The organism is Micromonospora violae, assembly GCF_004217135.1.
In the GTDB taxonomy this organism is placed as follows: domain Bacteria; phylum Actinomycetota; class Actinomycetes; order Mycobacteriales; family Micromonosporaceae; genus Micromonospora; species Micromonospora violae.
Genome location: NZ_SHKK01000001.1, coordinates 4316968 through 4334537 on the forward strand (window position 1 = coordinate 4316968; position 17570 = coordinate 4334537).

General features: G+C 71.6%; 18 protein-coding genes and 2 tRNA genes. 7 read left to right on the forward strand and 13 right to left on the reverse strand.

Annotated elements, in window-relative coordinates:
• Positions 1-43 precede the first annotated feature (43 nt).
• Positions 44-117 (reverse strand) — tRNA-Pro (locus EV382_RS19065).
• A 233-nt stretch (positions 118-350) separates the two neighbouring features.
• On the opposite strand from EV382_RS19065, the gene EV382_RS19070 reads away from it, so the two are divergent.
• Positions 351-424: transfer RNA gene (locus tag EV382_RS19070), tRNA-Gly, on the forward strand.
• Between the two features lie 81 nt (positions 425-505).
• On the opposite strand, the gene EV382_RS19075 is transcribed toward EV382_RS19070, so the two are convergent.
• Positions 506-1303, reverse strand: a complete 798-nt coding sequence (locus EV382_RS19075) for a class I SAM-dependent methyltransferase (protein WP_130403788.1) — start codon at positions 1301-1303, stop codon at positions 506-508.
• Between the two features lie 98 nt (positions 1304-1401).
• Positions 1402-1794: a hypothetical protein gene (locus EV382_RS19080; protein WP_130403790.1), complete on the reverse strand. Its 393-nt coding sequence runs from the start codon at positions 1792-1794 to the stop codon at positions 1402-1404.
• Between the two features lie 132 nt (positions 1795-1926).
• Here EV382_RS19080 and EV382_RS19085 point away from each other — a divergent pair, with 132 nt between their 5' ends.
• Positions 1927-2319 carry a hypothetical protein gene (locus EV382_RS19085; RefSeq protein ID WP_130403792.1) on the forward strand — a complete coding sequence of 131 codons (393 nt, stop codon included), beginning with the start codon at positions 1927-1929 and terminating at the stop codon, positions 2317-2319.
• A gap of 105 nt (positions 2320-2424) precedes the next feature.
• On the opposite strand, the gene EV382_RS19090 is transcribed toward EV382_RS19085, so the two are convergent.
• Entirely contained in the window at positions 2425-3267 is an 843-nt protein-coding gene (locus EV382_RS19090) for a hypothetical protein (protein ID WP_130403794.1), read from the reverse strand.
• Positions 3264-3773 carry a SigE family RNA polymerase sigma factor gene (locus EV382_RS19095; protein ID WP_130403796.1) on the reverse strand — a complete coding sequence of 170 codons (510 nt, stop codon included), beginning with the start codon at positions 3771-3773 and terminating at the stop codon, positions 3264-3266. The genes EV382_RS19090 and EV382_RS19095 overlap by 4 nt, the downstream gene beginning before the upstream one ends.
• A gap of 188 nt (positions 3774-3961) precedes the next feature.
• On the opposite strand from EV382_RS19095, the gene EV382_RS19100 reads away from it, so the two are divergent.
• The 3 genes from EV382_RS19100 (at position 3962) to EV382_RS19110 (ending at position 7656) form a co-directional block, all read left to right on the forward strand.
• Positions 3962-6109 (forward strand): M14 family zinc carboxypeptidase, encoded by a 2148-nt coding sequence (locus EV382_RS19100; protein WP_130403798.1) that lies wholly within the window; start codon positions 3962-3964, stop codon positions 6107-6109.
• A 165-nt stretch (positions 6110-6274) separates the two neighbouring features.
• Positions 6275-6469 carry a hypothetical protein gene (locus EV382_RS19105; RefSeq protein WP_130403800.1) on the forward strand — a complete coding sequence of 65 codons (195 nt, stop codon included), beginning with the start codon at positions 6275-6277 and terminating at the stop codon, positions 6467-6469.
• A gap of 86 nt (positions 6470-6555) precedes the next feature.
• Positions 6556-7656 (forward strand): aKG-HExxH-type peptide beta-hydroxylase, encoded by a 1101-nt coding sequence (locus EV382_RS19110; protein ID WP_244236760.1) that lies wholly within the window; start codon positions 6556-6558, stop codon positions 7654-7656.
• Between the two features lie 31 nt (positions 7657-7687).
• Here the strand turns inward: EV382_RS19110 and fxsT are convergent, their stop codons facing one another.
• From fxsT to EV382_RS19125, 3 genes are read right to left on the reverse strand one after another with little or no spacing between them, the layout of a single operon-like run.
• Complete coding sequence (gene fxsT / locus EV382_RS19115) at positions 7688-10888, reverse strand: FxSxx-COOH system tetratricopeptide repeat protein (RefSeq protein WP_130403804.1); 3201 nt, start codon at positions 10886-10888, stop codon at positions 7688-7690.
• On the reverse strand, positions 10885-11844 hold the full coding sequence (locus EV382_RS19120; protein ID WP_130403806.1) for a trypsin-like peptidase domain-containing protein: 960 nt from the start codon (positions 11842-11844) through the stop codon (positions 10885-10887). The genes fxsT and EV382_RS19120 overlap by 4 nt, the downstream gene beginning before the upstream one ends.
• A gap of 57 nt (positions 11845-11901) precedes the next feature.
• Positions 11902-12273 (reverse strand): CU044_2847 family protein, encoded by a 372-nt coding sequence (locus EV382_RS19125; RefSeq protein WP_208758446.1) that lies wholly within the window; start codon positions 12271-12273, stop codon positions 11902-11904.
• A gap of 130 nt (positions 12274-12403) precedes the next feature.
• Between EV382_RS19125 and EV382_RS19130 the strand changes: the two genes are divergently transcribed.
• Positions 12404-13168, forward strand: coding sequence for a class I SAM-dependent methyltransferase (locus EV382_RS19130; RefSeq protein WP_130403808.1), 765 nt, complete (start codon positions 12404-12406; stop codon positions 13166-13168).
• 190 nt (positions 13169-13358) lie between these two features.
• Here the strand turns inward: EV382_RS19130 and EV382_RS19135 are convergent, their stop codons facing one another.
• Positions 13359-13904: a hypothetical protein gene (locus tag EV382_RS19135; RefSeq protein WP_130403810.1), complete on the reverse strand. Its 546-nt coding sequence runs from the start codon at positions 13902-13904 to the stop codon at positions 13359-13361.
• A 139-nt stretch (positions 13905-14043) separates the two neighbouring features.
• Here EV382_RS19135 and EV382_RS19140 point away from each other — a divergent pair, with 139 nt between their 5' ends.
• A complete protein-coding gene (locus EV382_RS19140; protein WP_130403812.1) occupies positions 14044-14385 on the forward strand; it encodes a hypothetical protein in 342 nt (113 codons plus the stop codon).
• Positions 14386-14396: 11 nt separating this feature from the next.
• Here the strand turns inward: EV382_RS19140 and EV382_RS19145 are convergent, their stop codons facing one another.
• The 4 genes from EV382_RS19145 to EV382_RS19160 all read right to left on the reverse strand — a co-directional run bounded on the left by EV382_RS19145 (position 14397) and on the right by EV382_RS19160 (position 17566).
• A complete protein-coding gene (locus EV382_RS19145; protein WP_130403814.1) occupies positions 14397-14864 on the reverse strand; it encodes a ribose-5-phosphate isomerase in 468 nt (155 codons plus the stop codon).
• Positions 14865-14951: 87 nt separating this feature from the next.
• Positions 14952-16151 (reverse strand): DUF1015 family protein, encoded by a 1200-nt coding sequence (locus EV382_RS19150; RefSeq protein WP_130403816.1) that lies wholly within the window; start codon positions 16149-16151, stop codon positions 14952-14954.
• 90 nt (positions 16152-16241) lie between these two features.
• The gene (locus EV382_RS19155; RefSeq protein WP_208758447.1) at positions 16242-16748 is read right to left on the reverse strand and encodes a hypothetical protein; all 507 of its coding nucleotides are present in this window, start codon (positions 16746-16748) and stop codon (positions 16242-16244) included.
• A gap of 191 nt (positions 16749-16939) precedes the next feature.
• On the reverse strand, positions 16940-17566 hold the full coding sequence (locus EV382_RS19160; protein ID WP_130403818.1) for a mycothiol-dependent nitroreductase Rv2466c family protein: 627 nt from the start codon (positions 17564-17566) through the stop codon (positions 16940-16942).
• Between the last annotated feature and the right edge of the window lie 4 nt (positions 17567-17570).

Consider the following 17570-nt stretch of genomic DNA (forward strand, 5'->3'; position numbering starts at 1 on the left):
CCGCACTGGGCGGCACCCGGGGCGGCCCGGCCGCGGACGACAGTCGGGGTGGCGGGATTTGAACCCACGGCCCCTCGCTCCCAAAGCGAGTGCGCTACCAAGCTGCGCCACACCCCGTGGCGACGTGCAGTCTATGCCGTCGCCACGCCTCAGTCGGTGCCGGGGCATCAGCCACCCGGACAAAACCCCCGAAAGGCCCGAACCGTTCACCTCGCTTTGCGCGCCGAGCCGCCCCCGGCCGCCCGGAGAGGGGGCGCCGGGACGACCCGGCGTCGTGGGCGGTGGCGTGGCTACGCGCCGGGCGATGGCATTGGGTACGCTGTCGGCGCGGCCTGCTCAGGTGGGCGCACGCGGGCGTAGCTCAATGGTAGAGCTTCAGTCTTCCAAACTGACTACGCGGGTTCGATTCCCGTCGCCCGCTCCACACACGAAGGCCCAGGTAAGCCGCATGATCGCGGCACCTGGGCCGTTCGCTTCTCCCCCGTCTTGGATCTTGCGTGCCGAGTCACGGTGTCTTCTGCGCGATGGCGAGCCGGGTCCGGTACTGCTTGGTGATTTCTCCGCTGTAGACGTCGTTGATCAGGTGGGTGATGCAGGCGAACAGGCCCTTGCGTGCCTGGGGTGCCATGGCTCGGTGGCCGGAGTAGGTCATGAGCAGGTTCAGGTACTCGTGGGCCGTGTAGGTCTGTTGCCACTCGTAGCGCCGGAATTCGACCGGCCCGAAGCGTGCCGATCGATCGAACTCCGCTGCCTCCTCGGCGGTCTCGTCATCGGTCGTCAGGCGCAGGTCGGGCGGTGTTGTGGGGTCGAAACGTTCGTAGCATCGTTGTGCGTCGGCGAAGAAGGCGTTCGTTCCGCCGGCGATGTGGTGGGTCGAGACGATGCCGAGGGCTCCGCCGGGACGCAGCATGTCCGCTGCCCTGATCATGCGTACCTCGGGGTCAAGCCAGTGGAACGCGGTCGCGGAGAGAACCGCGTCGAAGGTGCCGTCCGAGGGCTGCCAGTCCTCGAACGCCGAGACGACGACGGTGACGTTCGGGAACTGGGCGAGATTGCGTCGGGCGATGGCGACCATGTCGGGGCTGAGGTCCATCGCGACGACGGTGCATCCCAGTTGCGCCAGGGGCAGGGTCGCTTGGCCGGTGCCGCATCCGATCTCCAGCACCCGAGCGTGCGGGCCGAGACCGGCGAGCGTGGCGAGATCGGTGAACAGCGCGGGTGGATAGCTGGGACGGCATCGGTCGTAGAGTTCGGCGTCCTGGCCGAACGTGGTGCGCAGCATTTCTCGGTTGGTGTCGGTCATGGTGGCTGGTTGTCCCTTCAAGCCGCGCAGGCTGGGATGCTCGGACGCCTCGGGCAGGAACGGGCGCACCCGCGACGCCCAGTCGTGGTCAGGCGCCCTTACGGCGGAGATGGCTCGGAATCCGGGGCAGCGTGGTGTCTGCCCTTCGGGTCGGGGATGATCTGGCACGCCTGAGCGATCTCTCCTTCGCGGACAAGTCCGTCGACCGCTTCGATCATCGCGGTGATGCCTGGGCGGGGCGTGATGACCAGGTCCGTGGACCAGAAGTACCTTCCGCCAGCGGCTTCCCCGGTCTGTGTCCACCGGCGGAGTGCCGCATCGATCGCTTGGAGGGTCATGACGGTCGCGTAATAGGTAGGGCCGCCGGTGACGGTTACATAGATGTCTTGGTCCTGAAGTTGCTCCAGATCACTGCTCGGGTCGGCAGGAAAGCGTGCAACGAACCGCTCACGCTCAACGACGAGGAAGGGGCCGTCCTGGGTAACTCTCATGGTGTGCCTCGCTCGGTGCATCGATGTGGCAGACCCGCTCCACCAGCCTCCGACCCGGGTCAGAGGCGATTGCCCGGGGCACCGGCGAGGCGGCTCCTGTGCAGACGACGGCTGATGGCCGAGACTGTAGCGATGTCACCCGATGGTGCGGGCGCCCCGCGCGGGCAGGTCGTCACCGCCGCCCTCCTCGTCGTCGCCGGCGTGCTCGTTCTCTTCGTCCCGGCGGGCAACGAGGGCACAGTTCTCGCGCCCATCAGCGAGGGGCACGGGCTGTCCGCCGTGGACGCGGTCGGCGCCGCGCTGCTGACGGTGGGCGGCACCTGGCTGGAGGTGCTGGTGGTACGTCGCCTGCCGTACCTCGCCCTGCCCCCACGGGCCCTGTTCGGGCTCGGCCTGCTGGCCGGTCTCGGCGTGGGGCTCCTGATCGCCTCGGTCTTCTCGGGATTCTTCTGGTGGTGGGCTGTCGGTGCCGCCCTGCTCGGCATCGCCACCGTCGTCCTCGTCCCTCTCACGGCACGTCGCTGAGGAGGACGCCCCGCAGGAGCGACGGGCTTTGCCACACACGGCGCGGTCCAGGTGCACCGCGAGGTGGCGGCACCTGGACCTACTCGGCGCGGCCGAGTCGCCGTGTCACTTCAGGTGGAACCGCTCGTCGAGCGCGAGTGCCGCCAGCTGCGGCACGGTGAACGGCAGCGTCGTCAACGCCGGCCGGCTCTCATCGAGCCGCACGCCCTGCGCCACGAAGACCACCATGCCGTCCGGGTGCCGGTACGCCGACCACTGGTCGAGCCGGTCGTCGCTGCCCGGTCGGACCACCACGCCGACCCGCGCCGAGCCGACGGTCTCGACCTGACATTCGCCCCGCATGCCCCAGAAAGCCTGGGCCAGGTCGCACGGCTCGGTCGGCAGCGAACTGCCGGCGTCGTGCACCTCGACGATCACGCGCCCGGTGCCGTTGTTCTGCGCCACGGCGACCGAGGAGGAGTAGCTCCACACGTCGACACCGCTCACCCGGTCCTCGAACTGCGCCTGGTGGGTTCGCAGCGTCCGCTGCTCGGCGGGCTGGCCGGGCGGGTCCTCCGGCGTGGTGAAGCCCGCCGGTACGACGGAGACGGCCGCATTGAGCAGCTGGACTCCCTGGTCGTATTTGGTTCCGGCCCGCGCGGTGCGGTCCTCCTGCGGTTGACCGTCCGGCCCGGTGGGCCACGGCTCCTTGGTGTCCCCCGACGTGCCCGCCTGGCCCAGTGGCCCCTGACCCGCCGGTTCGTAGACATGGCCGTCCGGACTGGTGACGGCCGCGAAGCCGGCGACCGCCAGCACGACAGCCGTCGACGCGAGAACCGCCCACACCGCACGTCGACGGAACCGCCCCCGCCGGGCCGCGCCGAGCGTGGCCCCCGTACTCAATGGTGCTGGCGGGGTGAGGCCCGCCATCTCGCTGCGCAGCCCCGCGCGCAACTCTTCCTCGTTCATCGCTCCCCCATCTCGATCCCGCTGTAGGTGGGGCTCAGGAGGCCGCGCAAGGTGTCCAGCCCGCGTGCCGCCTGGCTCTTCACCGTCCCTGGCGAGCACTCCAGCAGCGCCGCGACGTCCTCGATCGGCAGATCCTCCCAGTACCGCAGCACCAGCACGGCCCGCTGACGTGGCGCCACCCGGGCCAGCGCCTGGAGCAACACCAGTCGGCTCTCCGGCGAGTCGGGCGGCGCCACCTGCTCGGCGTCGTCGCCACCCACCCGTTCCCGCCGCCACCAGCCGCGGCGGCGCTCGTCGAGGAAGGTCCGGATCAGGATCTGACGCACGTAGCTGTCGAGCACCTCGTGCCGGGAGATCCGGTTCCAGACCCGGTAGAGCTTGACGAACGTGGTCTGGACCAGGTCCTCGGCCCGGTGCCAGTCGCCGCACAGCAGGTACGCGGTGCCGCGCATGGCACCGGACCGTGCCGCGAAGTACTCGGCGAACGCCTCGTCGCGATCGCTCATTCAGGCCTCCGATCCCCATGTCGAGTAAGTCACGCGGGGTGCGGTCCCGGGGGTTGCTTCGGAACTCGCGGACGTGTCAGGGGATCAACGCCGAAGTGGCGCGGAGGATGCACCCCATGCCTTGGCAGGTGTCGATCTATGCACTGGTGTAAGGACCAAGCACATCGACGTCCGTCACAGGAGGGCACATGATCGTCCGACGACGGTGGACAGCTGCCGCCACCACAGTGATCCTGTTCAGCGCGGTGTTGTCCCATCCCACCTCCGGCGCGGCGGCCCCCGCCGAGCCGGCCGCCCCGATCACGCTGAGCGCCACCGAAACCGCAGTGGTCCGCGTCCAGCTGCGCGATCAGGCCCAGCTGGACCAGCTCGTCGCGACCGGCGCGGACCTGGCCAACCGGCCCCGCGCACGGGACGGCCGGATCCTCGCCGACCTGGTGCTCAACGGCGCGCAACTCACCGAACTGACCGCGCAGGGTGCCACCGCCGTGCAGATCGTGCAGCACGCCGGAGACGGGAACCGGCACTACGCCGACAGCGTCCGCGCGGCCCAGGCGCGCACCGCCGCCGGACTGCGTACGCCGGCCGCTGGCCAGCGGTCCACCGCCGCCGCCGCCGTGGACACCCTCCAGGTGCAGCAGGCGTACTGGTGGACCACGACCGGGCAGACCTTCCTCCAGGCCCAGGTGGCCACCACCGCCACCGACGACCCGGACGTGGAGATCACCGTCAGTTGGCGGACGGCGGACGGCGCCACCGGCTCGTTCCCGCTGTACCGGTTCGAGGACTCGGGCGAGTACCAGTACCACTACAACCTTCCCCAGCCGGTGCCGAACAGGCCGGTGCAGTTGACCGCCACCTCCAGCCTCGGCGGGGTCAGCCGGGCCGTCACGCCGACGCTCTGGCCGAACGCCACCCCGCCGCCGCTGCCGAGCGGCTACCAGAAGGACTTCATCGACGCGTACCTGACGCCGGTGGACATCCAGGCGCGGATCAAGCGGCTGGCCCGCCAGTACCGGGACCTCGTCGAGGTGATCGACCTGCCGAACAAGACCCAGGGATACCGGCGTACCGCCGCCGCGTACCTGGGTGACCCGGCGGTGGCCGCCCTGGTGGTCGAGTCGGTGCGCTTCGGCGATCAGAACATGAACGGCGTACAGGTGCGGACGGTCGACCCGGGCCGGGCGAACCGGCCGCTGACCGTCCGCTACCGCGACCGCGTCCTCACCGTGTCACTGGCCACCGACACCGCCGGCAGGACGGTGAGCACCACCGACGAGGTCGCGGCGGCGATCAACGCCCGCCAACCGGACCGGTTCCGGGCCATTGTCGAGGACGGCTCGGCCGGGCTGCCGATGCCCGTCGCCGGCCCGGCCCGGCTCGACGACGGCCTCCAGGGCACCGAGGTGCCGGCGAAGCCGTGGACGGTGCAGGCGCTGCGCCTCGGCGTGCACCGGGACGGCTCCCGGGTCGGGGTGCTCGCGTACTCCCAGGAACACGCCCGGGAGTGGGCCACCCCGCTGGTGACGTTGGAGTTCGCCGAGCGAATGTTGGCCAACGCCCGGACCGACCCGGCCACCCGGGAACTGCTGGAGCAGGTCGACATCTTCGTCATCCCGACGGTCAACCCGGACGGGGCGAACTACTCGTTCAACGACTTCAACTTTCAGCGCAAGAATCTCGTCAACCACTGCACCGGGGCGGCCCGCGATCCGAAGAACCGCACCTCGTGGGGCGTCGACGTCAACCGCAACTACACCGTCGGGTCGTACTTCGACGGCTACGTGGGGGCCAGCGCCAACTGCCTGTCCGGCAACTTCGCGGGCACGTCGGAGCTGTCCGAGGCGGAGAGCCGCAACGTGATCGCGCTCGCCCAGGACCACCCGAACATCAAGTTCGCGATGAACGTGCACTCCTACGGCGGGTACTTCATGTGGCCGCCGGGGGCGTACCGGGCCGACGGCAGGGTCACCCTGCCGCGACCGTCGATCGACGAGTCGACGCTGTTCCTCAGCAGCGCCCGACGAATCGTCGGCGCCATCGCCCAGGAGCGCGGCACCGTCACCTGGCCGTCGCAGACCGGCCCGGTCGCCGACGTGCTCTACTCGGCCGCCGGCAACTCGGCCGACCAGCTCTATTACGAGTTGGGCATCTTCGCGTGGGACTTCGAGGTCGGCAACGACCGGTGGAACCCGGCGACCAACCAGTGGGAGGGCGTCGGCTTCCAGCCGCCGTTCGACGAGGCGCACGGCGAATCCCAGGAGTACGCCAGCGGGCTGGTGGAGCTGGTCCGGGTGGCCCGCGACTACGCCGCGGCCGAGGCGGCCGCCGGCTGAGCCGCGGGTCTCGTACCGCCGCCGGCCCGCAGCCGGCGGCGGTACGGGATGCCGGCCCGTCCGGGGCCGGCATCGACCGAGAGCGGTGACGGACGGGAAGCCGATGGTGATCACAGACGTAGACGTGTTTTCATGTCAACACGCCTGCGCCAACCCGGGACATCGATGACTGAGCAACCCGCACCTGATCACCTCGTCGTGGTCGACGTGTTGACGCAGGGCCTGAGCCACCTGCTACGCGACGAGGATCCGGAACTGGCCCGATGGATCGAGGAACTGGTCGCGACCCTGAAGCATCCCCGGCAGACGACGCTGACCGGCTGGAACAGCTTCCTCGACCCCGGCGCCGACTCCACCTGACCCGGTCGGAGTTCACCCGACTGGCCGACGGCCGGGCAGGCCCGGCTTCCATCCACGGACTGCGGCGCGCACAACGCAACCGCACGATGCTCGTCCTCAAGGGCCTCGCCGACCGCGACGACGCCCTGGCCGCGTCGGCGCACCTGCTCGGCCACGCCCACCAGCTCGACCCCGCCGCCGCGGACATGCTGGTCGATCATCCGTGGCTGACAGTCTGGGCGATCGACCGAGTCCGGCACGGCCGTACCGGCCGACCCGACTACCTCCCGTTCGCGGCGCTCGCGGCGGCCGTCCTCAGCGGTCGGACGGACGCGGCGGTGCCGGTCACGCCGTACGCGGGTCGGGTGCCCGTGCCGGGCCTCGGGGTGCTGCGCCGGGGCGGCGGCAGCACGACGGTGACGCCCGCCGACCTCAGCGGCAGACAGTGGACGCCCACCCGCTGGTGGCGCTTCACCGACCAGTCGGCCACCCTCGACCTCCGCGTCGACGACCTGGACCCCTACCGGGACTGCTTCGGGCTACCGGTCGCCGGCCGGCTCTCCCCGGCCCGGGCCGCGGAACTGGAACGGTCCGTCGGGCACGCCTGGCACCTGCTCGTCGGGTACGCCCCGACGTACGCCGCCGAGGTGGCGGCCGGGATCACCACGTTCGTGCCGCTGGCTGGCGGCACCGAGCGCGGGCACAGCGTCACGCACGCCGACGCGTTCGGGGCGTTCGCCGCCGACGCCGACCTCGACCCGGTGGACCTCGCCGTGACGATGGTGCACGAGCTGCAACACAGCACACTCAACGCCATCCTCGGCCTGGTCCAGCTCTACGAACCGGCCGACCCGCTGCGGTACTTCGCCCCCTGGCGTCCCGACCCGCGTCCGATCGGCGGGCTGCTGCACGGCACGTACGCGTTCACCGCCGTCGCCGAGGTGTGGGCCGCGCTGCGCGCCCACCCGGAGCTGGCGGCCCAGGCCACCGAACGGTTCGCGGTGGTACGGGCACAACTGGAGCGCGCCGTGGTCGAGCTCGCCCGGGCCGGAAGTCTCACCTCGGCCGGGCGGCTCTGGGCCGAGCGCCTGACCGAACGGATCGGTCAGCTGGCCGCGGTGCCGGTCCCCGCGTCCGCCGACGCCGCCGGGCGGCGCGCGGTGGCGGAGGCCGAACGCGCCCGTCGACCGAGCATCACCACCGGCTGAGCACACGGCTCGCGCACCGGCCGCCGGGACGTCAGGTCAACCCGACGGTTTCGATGTCGCACTCGATGCGCCGCTGACCCCGCGCGGCGTCCACCTCCGGGTGGTCCGGACCGAACAACGCCTCCAGCGCCGCGGCAGCCTCATCGAGCAGCTCCCGGCCGCGGGCCTCCTGGCCGACCTCGATCAGATCGACCGCCGCGTTGACCGCGCAGTAGAACGTGTAGGGGTGCGCGGGCCCGCGCAGCCGACGCGAGTCCTCGAGGATCGCCTCGGAGAGCACCTGCGCCTGCTCCAACCGGTGCGACCGGACCAGGTTGATCGCCTGCGCGGAGCGCGCGCTGAGCAGGTATGGATGGGTGGGCGGCAGCGCCTCACCCATCGCCTCCAGGGTGGCCGCACCCAACTCCCGCGCCTCCCGGTCGAAGTTGCGGGCCCGCAGGATCACACCGAGGTTGACCGCGGCGCAGAGGGTGACCGGGTGCCGCTCCCCGAAGACCGCTCGGAAGGTGGCGTGCCCCTGGGCGGCCAGGGCGTACGCCTGGGTCGCGTCACCCGCGGCGCGCATGGCGTTGGCGCAGGTCATGCCCGCCTCCGCGGCCAGCACGTGGTCGGCTCCGAAGCGGCGGGTCACCAACCGGTAGTTGGCCGCGCCCTCGCTCACGGCGGCGTCGAGCCGACCGGTCTTGCGCAGGCAGGCGATGTGGATGCAGGTGGCGCGCAGCACGGTGAGGTGCTCCGCGCCCAGCAGCGACCGCTGCACCGGCAGGGAGCTGTCCAGCAACTCCAGCGCGTCGGCGTACCGGCCCAGCAGGTAGAGATCGCGCGCCTGGGCCTCCTGGGCCAGCACCAGTGGATAGGTGCCGTCCTCGGCGGCCGCGCCGGCGTGCCGCGCCACTTCGAGGTTGAGCTCGTACGCCCCCTCGAAGTCGCCCGTCAGGCGAAGGTCGATCGCCATCGAGTTCATCACCCGCAGCGTGCTCGGATGCCCGTCACCGAGCACCCGACGGTGCACCTCCAGGTTGCGCCGGTCCAGGTCGGCGGCGGCCGCGAAGTCACCGATCCGCCGCAGGTCCGCGCCGACGCTGTTCGCCGCCCCCAGGGTGTACTCGTGTTCCTCACCGAGGCTGGTCCGCATCCGCTCCAGCGCCTCGAGACCGAACTGTGCCGCGCGCGGGTCGGCGAGCAGCCGCAGGGCGTCCGCGTACCGTCTCATCGCCAGCAGGGTCAGCGGATCGCCGCTGCGCTCGCCGTCTGGGCCGGGCTGGTCCCAGGCGGCCAGGATCTCCTCGGCGAAGTCCCGGCAGCCTTCGAAGTCGCCCAGGTTGTAGATGTAGCGCAGTTGGTCCATCGCCGTCCGCCGCGCGTCGAGGTCCCCGTGGATCAGACCGGCGACGCGGACGTGCGGCGCGATGTCGGCATGCCGCGGCCAGGTGCTCCGGTCGTCGGGGAAGCCCGGGTTGGCGGCGGCCAGCAACCGGCGGGCGTTCGTCAGCGCGCTCTCGTCGCCCTGCTCGGCGAGCCCTTCCCGCAGGACCGCCTGCACCAGTCGGTGCACCTGTACGTGTCGAGCGGCGTTGTCCGCCTTCGCGAGCCCCAGCGACGCCAGTTGCCGGATGGCCCGGGCGATGTCGTTGCGCTCTTGCAGGCTGGTGCGCAACGGTTCGTCCAACTCGGCGCGCCGGCCCTCCCACAGCAGGCGCATCGGGACCGGGTCGGGGCTGAGGAAGGAGAGCAGCTGGATCAGCTGCGCGGCGGCGGGATTCTGCTCGCGCACCGCGGCGAGCGCCATCGACACCACCGTCAACACGGTGCCCCGGTACTGCCGGGGCTGCCCCTCACCCAACAACTCCCGGGCGTGCTCCTTGAGGTCGACGAGGTATTCGTCGACCGACGACAGCATGGTGAGCAGCCAACTGGCGGCCTGTTCCAGGGCGAGCGGCAGATCTCCGAGCTCCGCGGCGAGGCGGCGGGCATCGTCAGGGGTGGTCGCCGGACGCCGCTTGAGCAGCAACTCCACGCTCTCGGCCCGGGTGAACACGTCGACGTCCAAGGTCATTGCGCTCGCCGACCAGGCCATGTTCCGCGACGTGACGAGGACGTGGCCGCGCTCGCCGACGAGGTTGGAGGAGGGCATGAGCGGAGCCAGCTCGTGCGGGTCGTCGGCGTTGTCGTACACCAGCAGCCAACTGAGCGAACTCGTCGACAGCGAGTCGAGCACCGTGCGCACGGTCTGCTCCAGGCTGGCGCTCGCCGGCAAGCCGAGCCGCTCGCCGAGGGCCGCGATCGAGGTACGCAGCGCGCTGAGATCCTCGGCGGCCATCCACCAGATCAGCTGGTAACGGTCCGCGTAGCGGTAGGCGAACTCCACCGCGAGCTGCGTCTTGCCGACCCCACCGACACCGCGCAGCGCCGCTTCCGGCAGCACCGAGGCCCGGTGCTGTGCGGAGAGCAGTTCGTCGAGTTCGACGAGCTGCTTCTCCCGGCCGGTGAAGTATCGGTTGCGCGGTGGGACGCCACCCCGGATGAGAGTTCGGGATCGCTGGGGCGTCGTCTCCTCGATGATGATCGTCCTGCGCATGTCGGAATCAGGGTCCTCTCCACCGGCCTCAACCGGTGCCGCCTGGTGCGGGGATCGTAGCGACGTCCAGTGCGCCTTCGCAGCCACCCGCAGATCGTCGAGGTCGGCGGTGCTGAGCTGCAGGGCCACTGCCGCATCCCGCAACCACTGCTCCAGCGGCCTCGCGTCCGCCTCGAGGCCGGCCAGGACCAGGCCCACCAGCGCCACGGTGGCGGGGACCCGCCAGTCACCCACCGGTTGCCAACCGACGGCCTCCACCACGGTGGGCAGGTCCGCCGACGCCAACGGGCGATCCGCGACCGCCGCCACGGCCCCGGTCACCACCTCGGTCGGAACGTCCGTGAGCAGCTGCGCGAGGAGCCAGGAGAGGTAGATCTGCTGGGCGAGGGTGACCGCGGCGGCGCCCGGGTGGAAGTTGGCGATGACCTGCAACAGGATCGACATGCCCCGAGGCTCCTGCGAACAGGCGCGCACGATGCGGTAGACGTCGTACCGGACCTCGGAGTGCCGGGACACCGACAGCCGCTTGCGCAGCTCCCCCTCGACCTCGTCGAGGTAGAGCGAACGGGTGCTCCCGTCGTTGATCGAACTCATCGACAGCAGGGCATCGCAGATGGCTTGCACCTGGGCGGTCGGCATGCGCGGCGTCGTCACCGATTGTCCTCCGTACCCGTCAACAGACCGAGGCTCTCGGCAAGGTCACGAAAGGCCCGTAGCGGTGTACTCGCCGACCCTTCCGTCAACAGCAGAACGCGATAGAGAGCCGCGATCCCGTCCTCGTATTCTAAGGCCGTCCGAATCAGGCCGAACATGTCGAGACCCAATGGTCCGAATGGTTTCACCATCCGACTGATGTGCGGCGGCAGCGACTGAATGACCAATTGACGGCTGTCGGGGTGCCGGAGTACGGGGATTTCCTCCAACAGGCGGGCCAGCGCCATCTTCTGCGCGAATGAGAGCGGCGCGGTTGGGGGCCGGGGCGTCGCTCGGGCACTGACCGCCGACAGGGTCGGTGGCAGCAGCGCCGGCGGCAGCAGCGCGGGCCACTGCCCGACCGGCAGCATCCAGGCGACCAACTGCTGGCCGACGCTCGTACGGGCCAGCACCATGCCCACCACGGCGCCATCCGAGGCGTACACCCCGGAACCACTGAAGCCCCGGTCGATGCCCGCCGTGGCGGAGGAGATCCGATCGAGTTGACGCCACCCGGTGCTCGGGTCGACGGGACCGACGGTCCGTGCCAGCACCAGCACGGACGCCGGGGTGTTGGCCGGATAACCCACGATCCGCACGTCGAACTCGTCGTCCCCACGATCGGCCAGGGTGGCCGGGGCGGACGGCAGCGGCGTGGCGCAGCGCAGGACCGCCAGGTCACCCTCGCCCGCTGGACCGACCGCCCGCGACCAGGTCACCTCGGCGGCGACCCGGGTGCCGGGGTGGCTCGGTGTGTCGACGAGCCACCCGCGCTGGTCCGCCCCCGTGCCGTCGTCGATGACATGCCAGCAGGTCAGCACCAGGTCAGCGGTCAACTGGATGCCCGCGCCGACGACCGACGAGGAGTGACCGCCGAGTATCCGTACCCGGCCGGCGAGCGACCGGGTACCGGTCATTCGTGCGCCGCCGACCACTCGGCCCGGACGGTCGTCCGCCGGCGGTCGGCGCGGCGGTCAGTCATCCGCGGCGTTCCCCGGCGCGCCGGCGCCGTCCTCATCCTGCGACGGCAGGGCGGTGACGGGCGAGGTCCAGATCAGCTTGACCTTGAGGTGGCCCTGCGCGCTGGTGCGGGCGACGACGGCGCCGGCTTCCGCGGTGAGCGTGACGCCGATCTCGACCTCCACCTGATCGGGGCGCACCGCCACCCCCCGGACCACGCCCAGCGCCCCGTCGAGCGCGGGCTTGATGTGGGCCAGTGCCGTTTCCAGCGTCTGCCGAGCGGGGCGGACCCGATCGAGCAGACCGACCCGTTCCAGATCGGTGCCAGCGTGTTCCTCGACGAGGAGGACGCCCTGATCAGTCTCGAAACGAAGGAGATCCGCCACGTGACAAATTCTCGCTGAAAGATCGTTCGGAATCGGTGTCAGATCACTGACAGGAGTCATTGCGTGCACCCCGCGCTGACACGACGTGCTTCTGCTTGCCATCACCACTGCCGCCTGTCAGCCTGGCGGAATGCAGGACACGGCAACCTTCGAGGATCTGATCCACGAAGGCGCTAACGCATCCGTGGACGGTTGGGACTTTTCCTGGTTCCACGGTCGCGCAACAGAACAGCGGCCGTCCTGGGGATATCTGAAACTCATGGCAGCCGAGATGAGGGTGGCCCGCGCCGCGCTGGACATCCAGACGGGCGGCGGCGAGGTGCTCTCCGAGGTGCCCGCATTTCCGCCGCTCACCGTCGCCACCGAACACTGGCCGCCCAACCTCCAGCTGGCCCGGCGCGCCCTGGAACCGCGCGGCGTACGGGTGGTCGACGTCGCCGAGGACGCACCGTTCCCGTTTTCCGACGAGACGTTCGACCTGGTGGTGAGCCGGCACCCCAACGTCGTGCTCTGGGACGAGATCGCGCGGGTGCTCAGCCCCGGCGGGCGGTACCTGGCCCAGCAGATCGGGCCCGGCTCGAACCGGGAGCTGGCCCAGTTCCTCACCGGCCCTCGAGAGATCGGCGACGAACGCAGCCCGGCCCGCGCCGCCGCCGACGCGCAGGCCGCCGGCCTGGTCATCGACGAGCTACGACACGAAGCGCTGCCGACCACCTTCAACGACGTCGCCGCGGTGGTGCACTTCCTCCGCAAGGTGATCTGGACGGTGCCGGACTTCACCGTGGACCGCTACCGGGCCCGCCTCGCCGACCTGCACGAGCACATCCGTCGGCACGGTCCGTTCGTGGCCCACGCCCAGCGCATCCTGGTCCGGGCGCACAAACCCGCGCGCTGACACCGCGCCGACGCCACCGTGCGGCGCAGGCCCCCGAACGGGTATCAGTCGAACCGGCCGGCCACGGATGAACCGCGGCCGGCCGGGTAAGCGGCAACCTTGCCTGGTGGGGACACGACCGGTGTCGCGGCGCGCCGCGACCGGGCGCACGGGCGGGCGGCGCAGGCCGGCCCGCCCGTGCACACCCGGATCAGTTCGAGGAGATCCAGTTCCAGGCCGACACGACCCACTCGGTCTGCTGGAGCCACGCCACACCGAGCCCGGCGAGGAACACCGCCGTCGCCAGATGCGCACCGCGGGCGCTGCGCCGGACCCGACCCAGCTGCCGCTCCAGCACCACCCGACCGACCAGCCGGAACAGGGCGAACAGGCCGACCGCCACCAGCAGGCTCAGCACCAGCACCAACAGCGGGCCGCTCAGGTCACCCTGGCCGGACAACGCCCAGATCCCCCAGCAGACGAACGCGAAGAGGCCGCCCGCCGCGCTCCACTCACCGCCGAGCCGCAGCTGCGCCATTCGGGAGCTCAGCGAGCGGCGTGGCGCCGGCCCGCCCGGCCAGCCGGTGCCGGTCGGCTCCTGCTCGACCACCGCGAACGGCTCCGTCCGCGGGGTGCGCGGCTGACCCACCGGAGCGACCCCCCGGCGGAACCCGTCGCGCTGCTGCGGCACCTCGACGCCGGCCTGCGGTGGCACCTCCACGGTCCGCTCCGCCCACGGCTGCGTCTGGTCTGCCATCTCGTCCTCCCCCTGACCGACGGCAACAGCACCGCCTGGATTCGAGGGTAGCCAGCCGGCAAATCGGTCGCCGACCCCGGCCGGAACGCAAAGCCGCGCGACACTGCCGGAGCAAACCCGGGCACGGTACGGTCGGCTGATGGGTGACCCCGACCGACGACGGCGACGGCTGCGCCACCACGCCGACACCGAGACGGCCCGACCGGGTGCCGACGGCCCGACGGCCAGCACCGCGGGCGTGCACGACGGTGACGACCCGCCGCCGCGACGCAGGAGTGCGGGCGGCGACGAGCGCGACGGCGAGCGGGGGCTGCGCGGGTTGGTCGGTTCCGGCTCGTCCCAGGTGGGGCTGAGCGCGGCGCTACGGGCCCGGGACGCGGCCCGCCCCACCGACGACGACCTGGCCGAGGCGGAGGCCCGGGTGGTGGTCGTCCGCCGCAACTGGGTGCCCCGCGAGGAACTGCCCCGCTCGCCGCGCTGAACGCCGCACGGTCAGGGCAGGTCGGGCAGCTTGCGGGTGCGCTCGTACTCGGCCACCTGGGCGATCCGACGGGCGTGCCGGTCGTTGCCGGAGAACGGCGTGTTCAGGAACGCCTCGACGATGCCGGTCGCCTCGTCCAACGTGTGCTGCCGGGCACCGATGGCGACCACGTTCGCGTCGTTGTGCTGGCGGGCCAACTGAGCGGTCTCGACACTCCAGGCCAGCGCGGCGCGGACGCCGGCGACCTTGTTGGCGGCGATCTGCTCACCGTTGCCGGAGCCACCGATGACCACGCCGAGGCCCGTCTCGTCGGCCACCACCTGGTCGCCGGTGTGCAGGCAGAACGTGGGGTAGTCGTCGTCCGGGTCGTAGCCGTGCGGGCCGACGTCGACCACGTCGTACCCCTGCATGGCCAGGTGGTTGGCCAGGTGCACCTTCAACTCGAAACCGGCGTGATCGGATCCCAGGTAGACGCGCATACCGGGCAGTCTGTCAGGCCGGGCTCGGGGACGTCACAGCGGCGGCGTCCCCGAGCCGGGTTCGTCACACGGTCGTGGAGGAAGCGCTTAGCGCGGCAGCTCGGCGACGACCAGACCGCCGCGCGCCTTCGGGGTGAACCAGGTGCTCTTGCGCGGCATCTTTTCCCTGGCCAGGTTGACCGCGACGAAATCCGCCACGGTCACCGGCGCGATCAGGATGGCCAGCTCGGCCCGCCCGGCGTCGACCTCACCGGTGAGCCAGCTCGCCGGGTAGTCACCGCCGACGTAGGTGATCCGCTTGTCGCCCGGGTCCAGACCGAGAGCGTCACGCAGCACCAGCCGCTCGACCAGGGCGTGGTCCAGGTTGTCCAGGCGGGCGGCGCCGGTGGCGGGCAGGCGCACCGCGTACCCCTGGCCGTCGAGGCGCAGGTGCACGGTGCCGCCGGCCGCCGGAACCTCGACCGGGCCGTCGATCGGCGCGACCTCGGCGCCCGCGGCCCGCAGCCGGTCGAGCAGCTCGGCCGGGGTGGTGGTCAGCTCGCTGACCAGCCGGTTGTACGGCTGGATGGCCACCGACGCGGGGGTGGTGATCACCGCCAGGAAGCGCGGCAGCCCTCCGGTCTGCGCGGCCAGGCTGCGGTGGTTGCCATCCGCGACGACCAGGTCGCCGCCACCGGCGAGCGCGGTCAGCGCGGTCTGCTCCGGGCCGGGGCCGAGTAGCCAGATGGCGTGCGTGCGCCCCGCCTGGTCGGTGTCCGTCGCGGCGGGCGCGCCGGCCGTGTCGGTCGCCGCCGCGAGCGCGGTGTGCAGCTCGTCGCCACGCCCGGTCTGGAGCAGGAGTACGGGTGAGAGCAGGTGACCCAGCGCCTCGGCCAGCGCCACCCGCTCGCGAACCTTGGCGATGAAGACGTCCTCGTTGCGGATGACCAGGCCCGGCTCGTCGGCCCGGGTGGAGATCTGGTCGGTGTCCACCATCGCGAACAGCCCGTACGCCGGCTCCTCGCCGGGCGCGCTGATCCGGTAGAGCACCACCACCTGCTCGGCGGGGGTGTAACTGCCGTCAGCCTTGGCCTCGGCGAGGCGGGCCACCGCGTCCGGCAGCGCGTCGAGGAACGACTTGCCCAAGCTCTGCGGGGCCCGGTGCGGCATCTCGATGCCGAGAGCGCTGTGGGGGTTCGACTCGATGATCGCGGTGATCTCCGCGTCGTCGGCGAACTCGTCGTAGTTTTGCGCCCCGGTGCCGCCAGTGGTGACCCAGGCCCGGGTGATCGGATGCACGACCGTCATGCCCACTGACGCTACCGGCGACGGGGTCGCCGCCGACGGGGGACCCGCGGGCCGTCCACCAGATGAAAGCGCCGGGTCAGGCCCGGGTGGTCAGCTGGCGCGGTCGGAGGTGCCCCGGCGGTGCCGCCCGGCGCTCACCGGCCCGCCGTTGCCGCGTCGAACCGTCCCGATCGGCCCGGTGTTCAGAGCGCGGCGGGGCGACGCGGGCGGCCCCGGCACGGGACGGTCCGGCGGTGGCGACGGAACGGGCCGCGGGTTCAGCGGCGGCGTGGGCACCGGGCGCGGAGGAGCCGGCGGAGGTGCCGGCTCGGCAGGGGCCGCTCCCGCCGGCACCAGCGCCGGCGCATCGCTCGGCACGGCGTCGACGGGCGACAGCAGCGGGTCGACCGCCACCGGCGGGGTGAGCCGGGAGGTCACCGGGACCCGCGCCACGCCCACCACGATCGGCGGCGCGAGCAGATCCACCAGGTGGGCGGGCAGGTCCGGGCGGACCGTCGGCCACCGGGAGTCGTCAACGGACCAGTAGTCCGCGCCGGGAGTCTCGATCACCCCCTGCCGGGTCAACTGATCGTCACCGGACGCACGGTGCTTGGCCATCGGGATTGCCTCCACGAACTGCGGCGTGCGGCCCTGCGGGCCGCTGCGGCGGACACCGAGGGAAACGACGTCGCCCGCCTCCCGGTGACGCGTCGACCGCCCGCCGACCTCGACGCCGCACTCGGCGGCTGACCGAAATGCCCCCGTCCGCGCACCTGACGACGCGCGGACGGGGGCACGGTACTCGGGGCTCAGTCGAAGATCGGGCCCTGCTCGCGGGTGCGCTTGAGCTCGTAGAAGCCCGGGGTGCCGGCGACCAGCAGCACACCGTCCCAGAGTCGGCCGGCAGCCTCGCCCTTGGGCGCTGGCGTGATCACCGGGCCGAAGAACGCGACCGGGGCGCCGTCCGGGCCGGGCGCGTGGACGACCGGGGTGCCCACGTCCTGCCCGACCGGGCGCATGCCCGCCTCATGGCTGGCCCGCAGCGCCTCGTCGTAGTCGGTGCTGTCGGCGGCTGCGGCCAGCGCCGGGTCGAGGCCGGCATCGGTGAGCGCGGCGACGTACAACTCCGGCCCCCGCTCCTGCTTCTGCAGGTGGATCCGGTTGCCGAACGCGGTGTAGAGCGAGCGCAGCACGTCACCGCCGTAGCGCTGCTCGGCGGCGATGCAGATCCGCACCGGGCCCCACGCGGTCTTCAGGAACTCCTTGTACTCCTCCGGCAGCTCGTCCCGGCCGTCGTTGAGCACGGCCAGGCTCATCACGTGGAAGCGGATGTCCACATCCCGGACCTGCTCGACCTCAAGCAGCCAGCGGGAGGTGATCCAAGCCCAGGGGCAGGCCGGGTCGAACCACATGTCGGCAGTGACACGCTCGGTCACGGTG